A 15,283-nucleotide genomic window follows, 5' to 3' on the forward strand; every position below is an offset into this window, starting at 1 on the left:
GCCGCAGCCGCCGGCGGGAAAAGCGTCAGGCCTGTTTGATGAACGGGCGAGTCAGCAGCCCTATGGGGCCACGGCGATACCAGCGGCCGATGCCTTTGCTGCGGCGATCGCGCCCCAGCGATTGGGTGAGGCGATCGAGAATGATCGCCAGGATCACGATGCCGACGCCGCCGACGGCGGCCAGGCCCATGTCCAGCCGGCCGATGCCGCGCAGCACCATCTGCCCCAGACCGCCGACCGCGATCATCGAGGCAATGACGACCATCGACAGCGCCAACATCAGCGTCTGGTTCACGCCGGCCATGATGGTCGGCATCGCCAGCGGCAGCTGCACCTTGAACAGCAGCTGCCGCGGGCTGGCGCCGAAGGATTCGGCGGCCTCGATCAGATCTTCCGGCACCTGCTTGATGCCCAAAATGGTCAGGCGCACGATCGGCGGCAGCGCGAAGATAATGGTGACCACCACGCCCGGCACGTTGCCGATGCCGAACAGCATGACGATCGGCACCAGGTAGACGAAGGCCGGGGTGGTTTGCATCGCGTCGAGCAGCGGCCTTATCACCTTGGCGGCGTGCTTGCTGCGCGCCAGCCAGATGCCGAGCGGCAGGCCGATAAGAATGCAGAAGAACAGCGCGGTCAGCACCAGCGCCAGCGTAACCATCGCCTGCGACCAGGCGCCGATGGCGCCGATGGCGACCAGGGAGAGCAGCGTGGCGGCGCCCATGCCGAGGCCCGAGACCTGCCAGGCGAGCAGCGAGAACACCAGAATGGCGATCGGCGCCGGCATGCCCAGCAGCAATTGCTGGAAGCCACTCAAGATCATATCCACCGGCACGCGAATGCCCTGGAACAGTGGACGGAAGTGCAGCACCAGCCAGTCGATGCCTTGCGTGACCCAGGAGTCGAACGGCACCCAGGCCTTATGGAACGGGTCGAGCAGGCTGAAGTGTTCAGGCTGCGCCGGGGCGCTGCTGAGCCAATCTGCGCCTTGTCCGGCGGCGTCATGAGCGGCCGGCGGCGGCGCGCTGGACCAGGCGTCGCCGGCGTTGGCGGCGACATCGTGAGCGGGTGCGGCGCCGGCATCTGCCGGTGCGGTAGCCCAGGGATCTTGGGTTTGCGTGGTATCACTCATTGGTTGAGCCCTCCTTGTCCAACGCCTGCAGCAGCATGGCCTTGGAGATGATGCCGAGATAGTTATGTTCTTCGCTCACCACCGGCACCGCGCAGGGCGCCTGGGCGACCAGGGAAATCAGATCGCTGAGCGGCGTATCGGCCGGCACGGCGGCAGGGGCTTCGAGCAGGGCATCGTCCAGCGTTTGATTGGCGGACAGCGCCTTTTTCAGCGACTCTATCGACACCACGCCAATAAATTTCTTCCCGCGTTCAACAACATAACCATAATCACGGTCCTCATCGCGCAGCAGCTGCAGCGCCGATCGGGGGCCAAAGCCGGGGGTTTTGCGGATCAGCGTCACCGGGCGCCGTTGGGCGATATCCTTGGCGCTGAACACGTGACTGATGTCCACGCCGCGGAAGAAGGTGCGCACATAGTCGTTGGCCGGGTTGTTCAGGATCTCGTCCGGTGTGCCGACCTGGATCACCTCACCACCCTGCATGATGGCGATGCGATCGCCGATACGCATCGCCTCGTCCAGATCGTGGGAAATAAACACGATGGTGCGCTGATGCTGGGCCTGTAATTTCACCAGCTCATCCTGCATTTCGGTGCGAATTAACGGATCGAGCGCAGAGAAGGCCTCGTCCATCAATAATATATCCGGGTTATTGGCCATGGCGCGGGCTAATCCTACGCGCTGGCGCATACCGCCGGATAATTCATCTGGATAAGACAGCGCATAATTCTCCAGCCCGACCTGACGCAGGGCATCCAGCGCTTTTTCCTGACGTTCCTGCAACGGTATGCCGGCTAATTCCATACCAAAGGCAGTATTATTCAGGACATTCATGTGCGGCATCAGCGCGAATGATTGAAATACCATGCTGATCTTATTTCGCCGCACGGTGCGCAGCGCGGTGTCGGATATTTTGGCGATGTCCTCACCGTCGATCAGTACCTGGCCGCGGGTGGGTTCTATCAGACGATTGAGAAGGCGTACCAGGGTGGACTTGCCGGAACCGGAGAGCCCCATGATGACAAATATCTCGCCTTCTTCAATGGCCAGAGTGGCGTCTTTTACGCCGAGCGATAAGCCGGTTTTTTCAAACAGCCGATCTTTTGTCAGACCTTTATCCAGCAGTTTGAATGCGCGTTCCGGGTGTTCGCCAAATATCTTATACAGGTTCTTTACTTCGAGTTTAATTGCCATGCAATTTGCTGTTTCCTCTGGTTTAATTAACGCGTTATGGGCTGTCCTTAGCAAAATAAAAGAGCTTTTTACCCTAACACAGTGAATATCTGAGACAACCCTCAATGTCATTTAAATGGGATATTAGTGGTTTACATCAAGGTTTTAATTAGCTATGGTAATTTGGCCCGTGACTCAAAATTGACGGCCGTTATTCGCCATAATGGTTTGGTTTTTGAGGAAATAACGCTGTGTGGGGCGATGAGCTATTTCGGTTTTACGCCTGCCGTTCGGATAATAAAAAACCCGACCAGAGGCCGGGTAAAAGTCATCAGTATTTCATCAGTTTTAACGACAGGTGCCGATATCGAGGGGGATATCGTCGAGCGCTATGTTATCGCCGTAATATGACAGCCAGATGGCAGCCTCAGGCCTTGCGGTACAGCCGCCGCGGATGGCCGATATTGCCGTACAACATCTCTACCCGCACGAACTGGGTGGCGACGCAATATTCCAGATAACGCCGGGCGGTGGTCTTGCTGATGCCGACCTGCTCAACCACGTCTTCCACCGCATGCGCTACCGTCGGCTGGGCGATAAACAGCGCCTGCACCAGCTCAAGGGTATTGGTTTCGATGCCTTTGGCGCTCGGCTCGCTGGAGAACTGCTTCGACTGCAGGTTGTACAGCGCATCGACGTTATCCTGATCGATGATCTTGAAGGTACGCTGGGTCTGTACGAACTGCATGAAACGTTCGAGCGAATTGCGTAGCCGCTTGTAGGACACCGGCTTGATGATGTAGTCGAAGGCGCCGTTGCGGATCGCTTGGCTGCAGGTATGCATGTCGCTGGCGGCGGTGATGAAGATCACCGAACAGGCGGGGTTCTTCACCGCCGGCTCTTCCATCAGCTCGATGCCCTGACCGTCCGGCAGAAAGTTATCCAGCAGGATCAGGCGCGGCTGATGCGCGTTGGCTTTGGCTCGCGCTTCGGCCAGCGTGGCGGCGTAAGCCACCACCCGCAGGTTGAAATTTTTCTCGATGAACTCCGCGTGCAGCGTCGCCAGTTGCGGCTCGTCTTCCACGATCAGAACGTCCAGTGCTTGGTGTGACATAATCGGGTGCTCAAAAAATCGGGTTATGGGTTTTATTTAGGGATAAATATAGAGAATATCGCGCCGTGCGGCTCGTTGTCTGACACTTCTATGCTGCCATGCGCCTGCGCCACGTGGCTGGCGACCAGATGCAGGCCGATGCCGTGGTCGCTTTTATCCGCTTTGGTGGTGACGCCCTGTTCAAACAGCGTATCACGAATCTCCTCGGCGATGCCGGTACCGCGATCCGCCACCTCGATCACCAGCTCGTCGCTACCGTCGCTGATATAGAGTTCGATCGCATCGTGCGGCGCCGGGCGGTGCAGCGTCGCCTCCACCGCATTATCCAGCAGGTTACCAACGATCGACATCAGTTCGGTCTCATTCAGCGCCGCCGGGATCTGCCGCAGCTGGCAGGCCGGATCGAAGCGCAGCTCGATGCCTTTTTCTTTGGCGCTGGAGTATTTGCCCAACAGCAGGCCACACAGCGCCGCCGAACTGAAGCGCTGCGAGATGAAATCGAGGATCTCCTGCGCGCCCTCCGACTGGGCTTCCACATAGCGAATAGCCTCGTCGTAGCGCTGCATATGCAACAGCCCGGCCAGCGTGGCGGTCCAGTTCAGCTGCTCGTGGCGCATGATGCGTAGGTTGTCGGCATAGCGTTTCACCTGGCTGAGCTGGCTGCTCAGGGTATTGATATCGTTCTTGTCGCGGAAGCTGATCACCCAGCCTTGCAGCTCCTGCTCCTGCATGATGCGCACCCGGCTGGCGATCACCCGCACGTGGTTGAAGCGGCACACCTCGTCGTGCGTATCCAGGCCCAGTTGCGCGGCGGCGAAGAAGTTCGGCTGCGCCTGGATCACGTCGCCGATTGGTCGGCCCAGCAAGCTGGCGGCGGGCTGGTGTAGATCCAATAGCTCGCGCGCCGCATGGTTGATGGTGATGATCCGCAATTGCGGATCGATGGCGATCACGCCCTCATAAATGGCTTCCAGCAGCGCTTTTTGCTGGCGCACCAGCAGCGCGATCTCTTTCGGTTCCAGCCAGAACATCTGGCGCTTAAGATTTTTCGACAGCAGCCAGGAAAAAACGAACAGGGCAATCAGCAGCAGCACGATAGAGCCGATAATTTGCGTCAACGTCCTGGCATTTAAATTATCGATATGCGATTTCAAATAACCGACGGAAACGATGCCGATCACCTGATTATTTTCATCCAGGATCGGCGCCTTGCTGCGTAATGATACGCCGATGCCGCCCTTGCGAATGGAAATAATGCTTTTCCCTTCCAGCACCTCTTTATTATCGCCGCCGATCATCGGTGTGCCCAGGCGGCCTTCGTATTCGGAATGATAAAGATGGCGGGCATGATTATCGCCGATGACGATATAGCTGGCGTCGCTGCTGGCGCGGATTTTTTTCATCAACGCAGCGATCCTGGCGGCGTCGTTGTTTTCCACCGCGTCCACCAGCGAAGGGATAAGGGCGATTTCCCGCGCCTGCACCTGGGCGCGGGCGCCGAGATCGCGGTGCAGTTGCGCATCCAACTGGTAATAGGTATAGGCGCCGATACAGGTCAGCAGCAGGCAGGAGAAGGCCACCAGGCACAGAAACAGTTTGATTTGAAATGAGAGTTTGAGGCGCATGGTGGAGCTTCACTGTAAAGAGATCCTGAAGCCTTACCCTATCACGATAAGCGGGGTCTGTAATATTGCGCTCGATCAACTTGTGATCCCTCACACGGGATTAGAGTGAACCGGACGAGAATTGTTCGCCTGCGATAAAATTAATAAGCTTTAAAATAAAAACGTTATTAACACCATTAAAACCGCGTTGGTTTTTACATAATCTTAATTAACCCCATAGAAACCATAACCACCATTAAAAACCCTTTTTAACTTTGAACATAATCACAGCAGATAATCCGTGCGCTTCTCTATGATGGCTGAACAAACTAATAAGAGGCCAGATTATGAGCACAACAGATGATTCTTACCTCGTAGCCAAAGACAAGACCGCCGATATTCCTCTGCGTGAGAAATGGTGGCGGATACTGGACAATTATAAAGTAGGGATTATTCCGTTACCGTTCTTTATTCTGGCCGGCGTATTGATTCTGCTCGACTGCCTGGAAGGCAAGTTGCCGAGCGATATCGTAGTGATGGTGGCCACCCTGGCGTTCTTCGGCTTCGCCTGCGGCGAATTCGGCAAGCGCCTGCCGCTGATCGGCAAAATGGGCGCGGCGGCAATCTGCGCCACTTTCATTCCTTCCGCGCTGGTGCACTATGGCCTGCTGCCGGACGTGGTGGTGGAATCGACCACCAAGTTCTACAAATCGACCAACATTCTGTACCTCTACATCTGCTGCATCATCGTCGGCAGCATCATGAGCATGAACCGCCAGGTGCTGATCCAGGGCTTCCTGCGCATCTTCATCCCCATGCTGTGCGGCGAGATCGTCGGCATGCTGGTGGGGATGGGCGTTGGCATGGCGCTGGGCCTGGAGCCGTTCCAGATCTTCTTCTTCCTGATCCTGCCGATCATGGCCGGCGGCGTAGGTGAAGGGGCGATCCCGCTGTCGATGGGCTACGCGGCGATCCTGCACATGGAACAGGGCGTGGCGCTGGGGCGCATTCTGCCTATCGTGATGCTCGGCAGCCTGACCGCTATCGTCATCGCCGGCCTGCTTAACCAGCTGGGCAAGCGTTATCCGCACCTGACCGGCGAAGGCAGCCTGATGCCGAGCAAGCAGGGCGACAGCGACATGAGCGCGGTGGAAAAAATCAGCGGCAAGGTGGACGTCAGCACCATCGCCTGCGGCGCGCTGTTGGCCATTCTGCTGTATATGGTGGGCATGCTGCTGCACCGTCTGATCGGCCTGCCGGCGCCGGTGGGCATGCTGTTCGCCGCCGTGGCGGTGAAGCTGGCGCACGGGGTATCGCCACGCATTCAGGAAGGCTCGCAGGTGGTGTACAAATTCTTCCGCACCGCCGTGACTTATCCGATCCTGTTCGCGGTCGGGGTGGCTATCACGCCGTGGCAGGAGCTGGTGGACGCGTTCACCGTACAGAATCTGATCGTGATCGTCACCACCGTCAGCGCGCTGGTGGCGACCGGTTTCTTCGTCGGCAAGAAAATCGGCATGCACCCTATCGACGTGGCGATTGTCTCCTGCTGCCAGAGCGGGCAGGGCGGGACCGGCGACGTCGCGATCCTCACCGCCGGCAACCGCATGTCGTTGATGCCGTTCGCCCAGATCGCAACCCGTATCGGCGGCGCTATCAACGTTTCGCTGTCGCTGCTGGTGTTGGCCAAGTTCTTCGTATAACTCCTATAAATCCTTAGCGTTACTTTGCCTTTCCCCGCCCCCGCGGGGATTTTTTTTGCCCGCGCGCCGGCCTGACGTGCGGGCGGGGATAATACCGGTTACGCTGCCTGTTTCATGGCGGCGTCATACCACGCGAAGTAGCGCTCTACGCCGCGACGGCCGGATTCGATCAGCGCGCGTTTCTTCTCCTCGCTGATGCCGAACTCCAGCGTGCCGACGTCGAGCGTATCGACATACACGGTGCGCTTCCAGTCATCGCTGTCCAGATGCACCTTGGTTTGGATGTCCAGCATCACGTTGGCCACCGCCAGGGTGAAATCAAACAGGTTGTTGACCGGCGTGCGCGGGCCGGCCTGACCGGCGGCCTGGGCGATTTCGCCGGCGGAGTCGAGGCGAAGGCCCAGGGTGCGGGTGTTGATGCGTTGGCTGGAGGCGTCGATGTAAGGCGGCGTGGCGGAGAAGTCATAGTCGAACAGTCGCACCGGGTAGTTGTCGATCATGCCGCCGTCGATGCACAGGTCGCCCAGAGTATTGTTCTTCGCCACGAAGGCGAAGGGGAACGACATCGAAATGCGCAGGCCGTCCGCCACTTTCATGCGCGGCGTAGTGCGATGCGAATAGACCTCTCGCTGGCCGCTGTTGAGGTTGGCGCCGATAAAGTAAATCGACTTGAACCCTTTCACCGCCTTCATCGCTTCGAACTGCTCGAAGGTGATATCCGGGTTGCCGGTATACTGCTTGATAATATCGCGTGACCATTGATAGAAATAATCGCCGGGCGCGATGCCGTATTGATTAAACAGGCGATAGGCATCCTGGATCGTACCGAAAAAGCCGCCGTTATAATCGAGGAATTTTTTAAAATCCATCGCCGACAGAATCTTGGTGACGTCCGCCGAGCTGCAGCCCAGGCCGACCAGCAGCGCGGCGATGGCGCCCGCCGAGGCGCCGGAGGTTTGCTTGATCTGCGGCATGATGCCTTTGGCTTCCAGCAATTCCAGCGCGCCGCCATAGGCGATGCCTTTTACGCCGCCGCCTTCAAAGACCAGATTTTCGAATTGATAGTTCATGATATTTCCTCACTCGTGGTTTAGGGAGTAAGAAAAATAACGAAGTCGCGAACCGGAAAATATTGATTGGGGTTGTGTGAGTCGGCAAACAAAATTATTCACAATAAATATATTGTTCATATATTTATCAAAGGCATTTATTAAACAGGCGCATCGGGATTTTTGCGTCAATACTTAGCGCTGTTCAATTCTCGCAAGGAGTCATCATGTTCTGGAAACGTTGTCTGCTGGGCGCGGCGCTGGCCGTTATGTCATTACAGGCCGGGGCCGCCGCGCCGCAGGCTAAAACCCCGACGCCGGGATTTTATCGCATCATGCTGGGCAGTTTTGAAGTGACCGCGTTGTCCGACGGCATCATTCGTTTGCCGGCGGACAAGCTGTTGCTAAACACCACGCCGCAGCAGATCGCCGCCGGGTTGGCCGAGCGGCATCAAAGCCTGCCGGTGGTCACCTCGGTCAATGCCTATCTGATCAATACCGGCGATAAGCTGGTGATGATCGACAGCGGCGCCGGCCAACTGCTGGGCGACGGCCTGGGCAAGCTGGTGGATAACCTGCGCGCGGCGGGTTACCAGCCGGAGCAGGTGGATGAGATCTACCTGACCCACATGCACCCGGACCATCTCGGCGGCCTGACGCACGACGGCAAGGCGGTATTCCCCAATGCGGTGGTGCGCGCCGCCAGCCAGGACGCGGACTTCTGGCTAAGCGCGGACAAACTGAAACAGGCTAGCGCGGGCAGTAAAAGCAACTTCGAACGGGCTCAGGCGGCGATCAAGCCGTATCAGGCGACCGGTCACTTTAAGCCGTTCAGCGGCGACGGTGAGCTTTCCCCGGGCATTGCCGCCTTTGCCGCCCACGGCCATACGCCGGGGCATAGCGTGTATCAGGTGACCAGCCAGGGCCAGAAGCTGTTGCTGTTGGGGGATCTTATCCACGTGGCAGCGGTGCAGTTGCCGCATCCGAAGGTGGCTATCAGCTTTGACAGCGACGCCAAGGCGGCAGTCGCTCAGCGGCTGCGGATATTTGGCGACAGCGCGCGGCAGAGCGAGCTGGTGGGGGGCGCACACCTGTCGTTCCCGGGGTTGGGGTATCTGAACCGTCAGGGCGACGGTTACACCTGGGTGCCATTGAACTACGGCGCGCTGTAAGGGAGATGGCCGCCCAACGGGCGGCCATCGTAAGCGCCTTGGGGACATTGTTCGATAATTTGGGATGATGATGCCAGAGAATCGGGGCTTATTCGCCGTGATAAAGAGTGCATGATTAACGTTACCCTCGTCGTTTTCTTTAAGGATCTCCCGATGAATCAGAAAACTCCCTCCGTCGCCATCGTCACCGGCGCATCGCGCGGTATCGGCGCCGCCATCGCCGAGCGCCTGGCCGCCGATGGCTTTGCCGTCATCATCAACTATTCGGGCAACCCGGCGCCGGCCTATGAGCTGGTGGGCAAGATAGAACAGCGCGGCGGCCGCGCCTTGAGCATCAAGGCCGACGTCAGCGATGCGGCTGCGGTTGCCCAGCTGTTCGACAGCGCCGAACAGGCGTTTGGCGGCGTCGACGTTCTGGTCAATAACGCCGGGGTGATCGCGCTAGCGCCGGTGGCGGACATGCATGATGAAGACGTGGATCGCCTGCTCGACATCAACCTGAAAGGCAGCTTCAATGCGATGCGCGAGGCGGCGAAGCGCCTGCGCGACAACGGCCGCATCATCAACTTCTCTTCCAGCGTGGTGGGGTTGCTGCAGCCGGGTTACGGTATGTATGCCGCCAGTAAGGCGGCGATCGAAGCGCTGACCAGCGTGCTGGCGAAAGAGCTGCGCGGCCGCAATATCACGGTGAACGCCGTCGCGCCGGGACCGACCGCCACCGGTTTGTTCCTCGACGGCAAAACCCCGGAGCTTATCGAGCGGCTGGCGAAGATGGCGCCGCTGGAGCGCCTGGGCACGCCGGACGATATCGCTGCAGCGGTGGCCTTCCTCGCGGGGGCCGACGGCGGCTGGATCAACGGCCAAACCCTGCGCGCCAACGGCGGCATCATCTGATTGACGACGCGCCGCCGCAGGATCGGGTATCCTGTGGCGGAACTCATCACATCAAGGGCAGCGTATGGCGGGCGACAATCAGCAGTTTCATCCCGGCGTCAGGTCGCCCTGCGTCAGCCTGTGCCGCATCGACGACGAAACCCAGCAGTGCCGGGGATGCCGGCGCACGCGGGCGGAAATCGCCGCCTGGCCGACCGCCAGCGACGCGGAGAAACTCGCTATTTGGCGGCAGCTTGAGCTGCGTCAATCGGTGAAATAATCCTCTGCATTATTGCGCTGTCAGACTTCATGTAGCACAATTGAGCTACATGTGATTGACCGACGTTGGGAGCGATTATGTCGACGACGACCATCCGTATTCCAGATGAGCTTAAAGCCCGAGTCGCTGCCGTCGCCGAGCAGGCTGGCGTGACGTCTCACAGCTTTATTTTGCAGGCAATAGCGGAGAAAACGCAGCAAGAAGAGTTGCGCCGCGACTTTGAGAATGAAGCGGAAAAACGCTATGCCAAGATAATTGCGACGGGAGAGACGGTCTCTTGGAAAGAGATGCGCGGTTATTTGGAAAATTACGCAGCCGGTAACACTGACGCTGTTAAACCTCCGGTAAAAAAATTGGGGCGCTGATGGCAAACGTCGAGTTGGCGCCAGAGGTCAGGGATGATATCGAACGTATTCTCGCTCATTTGGCTCAGTATGGTGCCGTGGATCCAGGGCGGCGCATTCAGGAAATCATCCAGGCGATTGCGGTATTGGAACATAATCCATTGATCGGACGAGCCCTTGGCTCAGGGCTGCGTGAATTGATTATTGGGCAGCAAGTTCGCGGTTATTTGGCGCTCTACAAATATATCCCTGATATCGATACGGCGTTTGTTCTGGCGATCCGTAGTCAGAAAGAACAAGGGTATTGAATGCACGATACCGGCCTGAAAGACCGGTATCGCTGTCATGTTCTCAGAAGTCCCAGTCCTCATCCTCGGTGTTGACCGCCTTGCCGATGACGTAGGACGACCCTGACCCGGAGAAGAAGTCGTGGTTTTCGTCGGCGTTTGGCGACAGCGCCGACAGGATCGCCGGGTTGACCTCCGCCATCGCCGGTGGGAACAGCGCTTCATACCCCAGGTTCATCAGCGCCTTGTTGGCGTTGTAGTGCAGGAAGGTCTTCACATCTTCCGTCCAGCCGACGCCGTCGTACAGCTCCTCGGTGTAGCGCACCTCGTTGTCGTACAGGTCCTGCATCAGATCGAAGGCGAAATTTTTCACCTGTTGGCGCCGTGCGGCGTCCACTTTCTCCAGCCCTTTCTGGAACTTATAGCCGATATAGTAGCCGTGCACCGCCTCGTCGCGAATGATCAGGCGGATCAGATCGGCGGTGTTGGTCAGCTTGGCGCGGCTGGACCAGTACATCGGCAGGTAAAAGCCCGAATAGAACAGGAACGACTCGAGGAACACGCTGGCGACCTTTTTCAGCAGCGGATCGTCGCTGCGGTAGTGCGCCAGAATGATGCCGGCTTTCTTCTGCAGCGCGCGGTTTTCCTCGCTCCAGCGATAGGCGTCGTCCACGTCCGGCGTTTGGCACAGGGTGGAGAAGATTGAGCTGTAAGAGCGGGCGTGCACCGCCTCCATAAAGCTGATGTTGGAGTACACCGCCTCTTCGTGCGGCGTCAGCGCATCGGCGATCAGGGCCGGCGCGCCGACGGTGTTCTGGATGGTGTCCAGCAGCGTCAGCCCGGTAAACACCCGAATGGTTAGCTGCTGCTCCTTCGGCGTCAGCGTGGCCCAGGACGGGATATCGTTGGACAGCGGCACCTTCTCCGGCAGCCAGAAGTTGGAGGTCAGGCGGTTCCATACCTCCAGATCCTTGTCGTCTTCGATAATGTTCCAGTTGATGGCGCGCACCAGCGGCGCCGATGTTACGGTCGTCATAAATTGCCTCACAGCGCGCAGGACACGCAGCCCTGCACCTCGGTGCCTTCCAGCGCCATCTGGCGCAGGCGGATGTAGTAAATGGTCTTGATGCCTTTGCGCCAGGCGTAGATCTGCGCGCGGTTGATGTCGCGGGTGGTGGCGGTATCGCGGAAGAACAACGTCAGCGACAGCCCCTGATCGACGTGTTGCGTTGCGGCGGCATAGGTATCGATGATTTTTTCCGGGCCAATCTCGTAGGCATCCTGGTAATACGCCAGGTTGTCGTTGGTCATGTACGGCGCCGGGTAGTAAACGCGGCCGATCTTGCCTTCCTTGCGGATCTCGATACGCGAGACGATCGGATGGATGCTGGAGGTGGCGTTGTTGATGTACGAGATGGAACCGGTCGGCGGCACCGCCTGTAGGTTCTGATTGTACAGCCCGTGCATCATCACCGACTGGCGCAGCGCGCGCCACTCGTCGCGGCCCGGAATGGCGATGCCGGCGGCGGCGAACAGCTCGCGCACCCGCTCAGTCTGCGGCAGCCAGTCGCGCTCGGTGTACTTGTCGAAGTACTCGCCGCTGGCATAGCGCGAGTGCTCAAAGCCGTCGAACGCGCCGCCACGTTCTATCGCCAGCCGGTTCGAGGCGCGGATGGCGTGATAGGCCACGGTATAGAAATAGAGGTTGGTGAAGTCGATGCCTTCTTCCGAGCCGTAGAAAATGCGCTCGCGCGCCAGGTAACCGTGCAGATTCATCTGGCCCAGGCCGATGGCGCGGGCGCTGCGGTTGCCCTCGGCGATCGACGGCACCGAGCGGATATCGCTCATGTCGGCCACCGCGGTCAGCGCGCGGATCGCGGTCTCGATCGCCTTGCCGAAGTCCGGCGCGTCCATGGTTTTGGCGATATTCAGCGAGCCGAGGTTGCAGGAGATGTCCTTGCCGATGCGATCGTAGCTCAGATCTTCGTGATACGTACTGGCGCGGTTGACCTGCAGGATCTCCGAACACAGGTTGCTCATGTTGATGCGCCCGGCGATCGGGTTCTCCCGGTTGACCGTGTCCTCGAACATCACGTAGGGATAGCCGGATTCGAACTGGATCTCCGCCAGCACCTGGAAGAACTCGCGTGCGTTGATGCGCGACTTGCGGATACGCTTGTCGTCCACCATCTCGCGGTATTTTTCACTGACGCTGATTTCAGACAGCGGCGTGCCATACACCCGTTCGACGTCGTAGGGCGAGAACAGGTACATCTCTTCGTTGTTCTTCGCCAGCTCGAAGGTAATATCCGGGATCACTACCCCCAGCGACAGCGTCTTGATGCGGATCTTCTCGTCGGCGTTTTCCCGCTTGGTGTCGAGAAAACGCAGGATGTCCGGGTGGTGGGCGTTGAGATACACCGCGCCGGCCCCCTGGCGCGCGCCGAGCTGGTTGGCGTAGGAGAAGGCGTCTTCGAGCATTTTCATGATCGGAATGACGCCGGAGGACTGATTCTCGATGCGCTTGATCGGCGCGCCCACCTCGCGAATATTGCTCAGCATGAAGGCCACGCCGCCGCCGCGTTTCGACAGCTGCAGCGCGGAGTTCACCGCCCGGCCGATCGATTCCATATTGTCTTCGATGCGCAGCAGGAAGCAGGAGACCAGCTCACCGCGCTGGCGTTTGCCGCAGTTGAGGAAGGTGGGCGTGGCCGGCTGGAAGCGGCCCGAAATCATCTCCTCCACCAGATCCTGCGCCAGGGCGGTGTCGCCCGCCGCCAGCGTCAGCGCCACCATGCACACCCGGTCTTCGTAGCGTTCCAGATAGCGCTTGCCGTCGAAGGTTTTGAGCGTATAGCTGGTGTAGTACTTGAAGGCGCCGAGGAAGGTCTCGAAGCGGAATTTCTTGGCGTAGGCCTGCTGGAACAGCAGCTTGATAAACGGGAATTCATACTGCGCCAGCACCTGCGGCTCGTAGTAGCCTTCCTCCACCAGATAGCGCAGCTTTTCTTCCAGGTTATGGAAGAACACGGTGTTTTGGTTGACGTGCTGCAGGAAGTAGTGCCGCGCCGCCAGCCGATCTTTATCGAACTGGATCCGGCCTTCCGCATCGTAAAGATTGAGCATCGCGTTGAGCGAATGGTAATCCAGCGCGCCCGTCTCGGGCCTGGTCAGTTCTGTCGTTGCCAAAATGCGGTTACTCCCTGTCTAACGTTTTCAACGTCTTGCGTCGTGCCGAGCAGCTCGAAGCGGTACAAAAAAGGCACCTGGCATTTTTTGGCGATGATGTCGCCGGCGATGCCGTACGCTGCGCCGAAGTTGGTGTTCCCGGCGGCGATGACGCCGCGCAGGTATGAACGGTTTTGCGGAACGTTGAGAAAGCGGATCACCTGGATCGGCACCGCGCCGACGGCGCTGCCGCCGCCATAGCTGGGTACGATCAAGATATAGGGTTGTTCCATCAGCAATTTGCTGCGGGCGCCGGCGATCGGAATGCGGATCGCCGGCAGGCCCAGTTTCTCAACGAACCGATGGGTGTTCTCCGAACTGCTGGAGAAATAGACCAGCGGATTCATCGTCGAGCTTCAGCAGGTGAGCGCCAGCGCGCCGATTTTGTCCGGCCGGAAACCGGACCAGTGGTCGTCACCGGCGATAATCACCGGAACCTGCTGATAACCTAAGGATTTAACGTGGTTCAGCGCCTGCTGATCCTGGGTGAGGTCGATCACCTGATAATCAATCCCCTGTTTATCAAATGCGCGATAAGTGGCGTTGCACTGGACACAGTCCGGCTTACTGTAAATAATAATGCTCATGATTCGCATTTACCTTTAGGCTGAAGGAAAGGCGGGCAAGTCAGATAACGGAGCATCGTTCCTGGCGTTTCTGACGGCGTTATCAACCGAACGACATTCCCTGCGGCTGACTCATAAAATACTATATGTAGATATTTGTTTTATCAACCACGCTATATATGGTGTTTTGTGGGGTTGGGTGCGCAGGCCGCGCCGGGGCTGGAAAAGGCGAGGGAAAAATTTTTTGCGGGTGAGAAATTCCCCCTCTCAGTGAAGAGGGGGAGTCGAGCGCATTACTGACGCATGCTGACGGCCAGACGATTAAAGGCGTTCATGATGCTGATGGCGAAAGTCAGATCGGCGATCTCGGTATCGCTGAAGTGCGCTTTCAGCGCCTCGAAAGCGCTGTCCGGCGCGCCGGTGGCGGCGATCAGCGTCACTGACTCGGCCCATTCCAGCGCGACGCGCTCGCGCTCGCTGAATTCATGGCTGACGCGCCAGCCCGCCAGCGTATCCAGCTTGGCATGGCTGAAGCCGCTTTCACGCAGCGCTTTGCCGTGCATGTCCAGGCAGTAGGCGCAGCCGTTGATCTGCGAAACGCGCATAAACATCAACTCGATGGTCGCCTTGTCCAGGGCGCCTTTCTCCAGCGCCATCAGCGCGCCCACCATATTTTTGTACGGGGCGGGCGCCAGCTCGGCATAGTTCAAACGTTGCTTAATCATGGTCAACCTCAATCGGTAGTAACGAAATCATG

Annotated in this window: 17 protein-coding genes; 7 read left to right on the forward strand and 10 right to left on the reverse strand. The window is 58.5% G+C overall.

The annotated features are described in order from the left end of the window. Positions 1-25 precede the first annotated feature (25 nt). On the reverse strand, positions 26-1,132 hold the full coding sequence (gene proW, locus WA302_RS08300; RefSeq protein ID WP_043143799.1) for a glycine betaine/L-proline ABC transporter permease ProW: 1,107 nt from the start codon (positions 1,130-1,132) through the stop codon (positions 26-28). Then, positions 1,125-2,327 (reverse strand): glycine betaine/L-proline ABC transporter ATP-binding protein ProV, encoded by a 1,203-nt coding sequence (gene proV, locus WA302_RS08305; protein WP_016929846.1) that lies wholly within the window; start codon positions 2,325-2,327, stop codon positions 1,125-1,127. The genes proW and proV overlap by 8 nt, the downstream gene beginning before the upstream one ends. 126 nt (positions 2,328-2,453) lie before the next feature. On the opposite strand from proV, the gene WA302_RS08310 reads away from it, so the two are divergent. Beyond that, the gene (locus WA302_RS08310; RefSeq protein ID WP_336063507.1) at positions 2,454-2,717 is read left to right on the forward strand and encodes a hypothetical protein; all 264 of its coding nucleotides are present in this window, start codon (positions 2,454-2,456) and stop codon (positions 2,715-2,717) included. A 16-nt stretch (positions 2,718-2,733) separates the two neighbouring features. Here WA302_RS08310 and WA302_RS08315 read toward each other — a convergent pair whose 3' ends face one another. After that, positions 2,734-3,420, reverse strand: a complete 687-nt coding sequence (locus WA302_RS08315) for a response regulator (protein ID WP_025303996.1) — start codon at positions 3,418-3,420, stop codon at positions 2,734-2,736. A 32-nt stretch (positions 3,421-3,452) separates the two neighbouring features. Then, complete coding sequence (locus tag WA302_RS08320) at positions 3,453-5,045, reverse strand: ATP-binding protein (RefSeq protein ID WP_025303995.1); 1,593 nt, start codon at positions 5,043-5,045, stop codon at positions 3,453-3,455. Positions 5,046-5,371: 326 nt separating this feature from the next. Here WA302_RS08320 and WA302_RS08325 point away from each other — a divergent pair, with 326 nt between their 5' ends. Further along, positions 5,372-6,727, forward strand: a complete 1,356-nt coding sequence (locus WA302_RS08325; protein WP_049205223.1) for a 2-hydroxycarboxylate transporter family protein — start codon at positions 5,372-5,374, stop codon at positions 6,725-6,727. 98 nt (positions 6,728-6,825) lie between these two features. Here WA302_RS08325 and WA302_RS08330 read toward each other — a convergent pair whose 3' ends face one another. After that, complete coding sequence (locus WA302_RS08330; protein ID WP_336063508.1) at positions 6,826-7,797, reverse strand: patatin-like phospholipase family protein; 972 nt, start codon at positions 7,795-7,797, stop codon at positions 6,826-6,828. A 206-nt stretch (positions 7,798-8,003) separates the two neighbouring features. Between WA302_RS08330 and WA302_RS08335 the strand changes: the two genes are divergently transcribed. The 5 genes from WA302_RS08335 (at position 8,004) to WA302_RS08355 (ending at position 10,753) form a co-directional block, all read left to right on the forward strand. Continuing rightward, positions 8,004-8,948, forward strand: coding sequence for an MBL fold metallo-hydrolase (locus WA302_RS08335; RefSeq protein WP_197822413.1), 945 nt, complete (start codon positions 8,004-8,006; stop codon positions 8,946-8,948). Between the two features lie 153 nt (positions 8,949-9,101). After that, on the forward strand, positions 9,102-9,842 hold the full coding sequence (locus tag WA302_RS08340; protein WP_025303991.1) for an SDR family oxidoreductase: 741 nt from the start codon (positions 9,102-9,104) through the stop codon (positions 9,840-9,842). A 64-nt stretch (positions 9,843-9,906) separates the two neighbouring features. Next, on the forward strand, positions 9,907-10,101 hold the full coding sequence (locus WA302_RS08345; protein WP_148123708.1) for a DUF1289 domain-containing protein: 195 nt from the start codon (positions 9,907-9,909) through the stop codon (positions 10,099-10,101). Between the two features lie 77 nt (positions 10,102-10,178). Next, a complete protein-coding gene (locus tag WA302_RS08350; RefSeq protein WP_038872812.1) occupies positions 10,179-10,466 on the forward strand; it encodes a CopG family ribbon-helix-helix protein in 288 nt (95 codons plus the stop codon). Next, a complete protein-coding gene (locus WA302_RS08355) occupies positions 10,466-10,753 on the forward strand; it encodes a type II toxin-antitoxin system RelE/ParE family toxin (RefSeq protein ID WP_043138388.1) in 288 nt (95 codons plus the stop codon). The genes WA302_RS08350 and WA302_RS08355 overlap by 1 nt, the downstream gene beginning before the upstream one ends. A gap of 43 nt (positions 10,754-10,796) precedes the next feature. On the opposite strand, the gene nrdF is transcribed toward WA302_RS08355, so the two are convergent. The 5 genes from nrdF to WA302_RS08380 form a co-directional block, all read right to left on the reverse strand. Then, entirely contained in the window at positions 10,797-11,768 is a 972-nt protein-coding gene (gene nrdF / locus WA302_RS08360; protein ID WP_033639549.1) for a class 1b ribonucleoside-diphosphate reductase subunit beta, read from the reverse strand. A gap of 8 nt (positions 11,769-11,776) precedes the next feature. Beyond that, on the reverse strand, positions 11,777-13,921 hold the full coding sequence (gene nrdE, locus WA302_RS08365) for a class 1b ribonucleoside-diphosphate reductase subunit alpha (RefSeq protein WP_149570360.1): 2,145 nt from the start codon (positions 13,919-13,921) through the stop codon (positions 11,777-11,779). Next, on the reverse strand, positions 13,903-14,307 hold the full coding sequence (nrdI, locus tag WA302_RS08370; RefSeq protein WP_004928930.1) for a class Ib ribonucleoside-diphosphate reductase assembly flavoprotein NrdI: 405 nt from the start codon (positions 14,305-14,307) through the stop codon (positions 13,903-13,905). Before nrdI ends, nrdE begins: the two co-directional genes overlap by 19 nt. A 9-nt stretch (positions 14,308-14,316) precedes the next feature. Beyond that, positions 14,317-14,547: a glutaredoxin-like protein NrdH gene (gene nrdH, locus WA302_RS08375; RefSeq protein ID WP_004928934.1), complete on the reverse strand. Its 231-nt coding sequence runs from the start codon at positions 14,545-14,547 to the stop codon at positions 14,317-14,319. A 272-nt stretch (positions 14,548-14,819) separates the two neighbouring features. Continuing rightward, positions 14,820-15,251, reverse strand: coding sequence for a carboxymuconolactone decarboxylase family protein (locus WA302_RS08380; protein WP_025303985.1), 432 nt, complete (start codon positions 15,249-15,251; stop codon positions 14,820-14,822). Between the last annotated feature and the right edge of the window lie 32 nt (positions 15,252-15,283).

This window comes from Serratia sp. 201 (genome assembly GCF_037027545.1).
Classification (GTDB): domain Bacteria; phylum Pseudomonadota; class Gammaproteobacteria; order Enterobacterales; family Enterobacteriaceae; genus Serratia; species Serratia bockelmannii.

What these genes read in the sequence shown, in the direction of transcription:
- proW (WP_043143799.1), bottom strand. Translation starts at nt 1,132, where the DNA reads ATGAGTGATACCACGCAAACCCAAGATCCCTGGGCTACCGCACCGGCA.
- proV (WP_016929846.1), bottom strand. Translation starts at nt 2,327, where the DNA reads ATGGCAATTAAACTCGAAGTAAAGAACCTGTATAAGATATTTGGCGAA.
- WA302_RS08315 (WP_025303996.1), bottom strand. Translation starts at nt 3,420, where the DNA reads ATGTCACACCAAGCACTGGACGTTCTGATCGTGGAAGACGAGCCGCAA.
- WA302_RS08320 (WP_025303995.1), bottom strand. Translation starts at nt 5,045, where the DNA reads ATGCGCCTCAAACTCTCATTTCAAATCAAACTGTTTCTGTGCCTGGTG.
- WA302_RS08325 (WP_049205223.1), top strand. Translation starts at nt 5,372, where the DNA reads ATGAGCACAACAGATGATTCTTACCTCGTAGCCAAAGACAAGACCGCC.
- WA302_RS08330 (WP_336063508.1), bottom strand. Translation starts at nt 7,797, where the DNA reads ATGAACTATCAATTCGAAAATCTGGTCTTTGAAGGCGGCGGCGTAAAA.
- WA302_RS08335 (WP_197822413.1), top strand. Translation starts at nt 8,004, where the DNA reads ATGTTCTGGAAACGTTGTCTGCTGGGCGCGGCGCTGGCCGTTATGTCA.
- WA302_RS08340 (WP_025303991.1), top strand. Translation starts at nt 9,102, where the DNA reads ATGAATCAGAAAACTCCCTCCGTCGCCATCGTCACCGGCGCATCGCGC.
- WA302_RS08345 (WP_148123708.1), top strand. Translation starts at nt 9,907, where the DNA reads ATGGCGGGCGACAATCAGCAGTTTCATCCCGGCGTCAGGTCGCCCTGC.
- WA302_RS08350 (WP_038872812.1), top strand. Translation starts at nt 10,179, where the DNA reads ATGTCGACGACGACCATCCGTATTCCAGATGAGCTTAAAGCCCGAGTC.
- WA302_RS08355 (WP_043138388.1), top strand. Translation starts at nt 10,466, where the DNA reads ATGGCAAACGTCGAGTTGGCGCCAGAGGTCAGGGATGATATCGAACGT.
- nrdF (WP_033639549.1), bottom strand. Translation starts at nt 11,768, where the DNA reads ATGACGACCGTAACATCGGCGCCGCTGGTGCGCGCCATCAACTGGAAC.
- nrdI (WP_004928930.1), bottom strand. Translation starts at nt 14,307, where the DNA reads ATGAATCCGCTGGTCTATTTCTCCAGCAGTTCGGAGAACACCCATCGG.
- nrdH (WP_004928934.1), bottom strand. Translation starts at nt 14,547, where the DNA reads ATGAGCATTATTATTTACAGTAAGCCGGACTGTGTCCAGTGCAACGCC.
- WA302_RS08380 (WP_025303985.1), bottom strand. Translation starts at nt 15,251, where the DNA reads ATGATTAAGCAACGTTTGAACTATGCCGAGCTGGCGCCCGCCCCGTAC.